Source organism: Brevibacterium sp. 239c (assembly GCF_900169365.1).
Taxonomy (GTDB): domain Bacteria; phylum Actinomycetota; class Actinomycetes; order Actinomycetales; family Brevibacteriaceae; genus Brevibacterium.
In genome coordinates, this window is the sequence record NZ_FXZH01000056.1 from 1 (window position 1) to 1,459 (window position 1,459).

Consider the following 1,459-nt stretch of genomic DNA (forward strand, 5'->3'; position numbering starts at 1 on the left):
CCTGTTGCCTCATTGCAATACCTCCGGGAAAGAAACATCGTTGCCTCAGATGAAAACCTCCGGCAACACCGAGTCGTTGCCTCAAATAGGAACCTCCGGAAGGGTCACCCGTTGTTCCAGGCTCGGTTGACCGCGGGTTTGTCCAGGCCGGGCTTCTTCGCCACCGACAGGGTCTCGAGTCGGCCGGTGAGGTCGAGGATTTGTCTCGACAGGGCACCTGGTTTGATGCGCTTGAACGCGGCGTTCATGCTGATGATCGGGCGTTTACGCATCTTCTCGTGCCGGATCGCGCGTTGATGCGGGGTGGCTGGCCGATCGTGTTTCTTGGATACTTTCGCTCCGTGGCGGGTTTTGGAGATCAGTTTCTGCTGAGGCAGGAGGTAGTTGGTGAAGATCCGGTCGAGTTCCCAGATCTCATTGAGTAACTCGAGTTCAGCAGCCGTGTCGTAGCGGAGGTAGCCGACGAGTTCACGGACTCGGGCCCAGTTCTTCTGCTCGACATGGGCCCCGTCGTTCTTGTTGCCTGACCGGGACCGGGTGAACGTGATCTCGTGGTCGGTGCAGTAGGCCAGGAGGTGTTCGTTGATGAACTCGGACCCGTTGTCGGAATCGATGCCGATGATGGGGAACGGGAAGACGGCCATGACGTGTTCGAGGGCTTCGAAGACCCATTTCGCGGCCTTGTTCTTCACCGACCGGTTCACGGTCCATCCGGTGCTGATGTCGGTCACGGTCAGGGTGAAACAGTACTCGCCAGATGCGTTGCCGCCTTCGTGGCCGACGAGGTCGATTTCGACGAATCCGGGCACGGCGTCGTCCCATTCGGCCCAGGTCCTGATGGGGATCTGGGACTTCAGTAAGGATCCGGGCTTCGTGTGGGATCGGCCCCGGGGCAGCATCTTCTTACGTTCGTCGGCGAGTTTTCGGTCGATCGTGGCCGGGCTCATCGACATGAGCAGATCGGCTTGGGCATCGGTGATGGTCAGCTCCTTGTCACGACGAAGCATCGGGACCAGGGTCGGTAACATCGCGGCCATGAGTTTGCCGGCCGGTGCTCGCAGGACCGCCCAGCAGGTGATCAAGGCTGGCAACAGGTCGGGAGTGTAGATCGGTGCCCGACCGGGTTTAGGTTTGACGATCTTGGGTGTCAGGGCCTGTCGCAGGGCTTGCCGGGCGTAGTCGCGGTGGAATCCGGTGAGGTCGACGAGTTCGTCAAGGATGCGGGATTTGCTGGCACGGTCGGCGTGTTTGTAGGCGATAGCCTTTTTCTTCGTCACGGCTTGTCGTTGCTTCATTGTCAACTCCATGAAAATCAGGCGTACCCGTCATTGCTGCCCGTGGGTTGGAGCCACTCCGGTGGCGGAGGTTTTCTTTTGAGTCAACGACTCGGTGTTCCCGGAGGTTTTCATGTGGGGCAACGATGTGGGTTACGCGGAGGTTTTCTATGAGTCAACGCGGG

General features: G+C 59.4%; 1 protein-coding gene. It reads right to left on the bottom strand.

Features of this window, described 5'->3' with window-relative positions; translation table 11 throughout:
* Window positions 1-104: 104 nt before the first annotated feature.
* On the bottom strand, window positions 105-1,295 hold the full coding sequence (locus BSP239C_RS20320; protein WP_101575100.1) for a DDE-type integrase/transposase/recombinase: 1,191 nt from the start codon (window positions 1,293-1,295) through the stop codon (window positions 105-107).
* Window positions 1,296-1,459 lie beyond the last annotated feature (164 nt).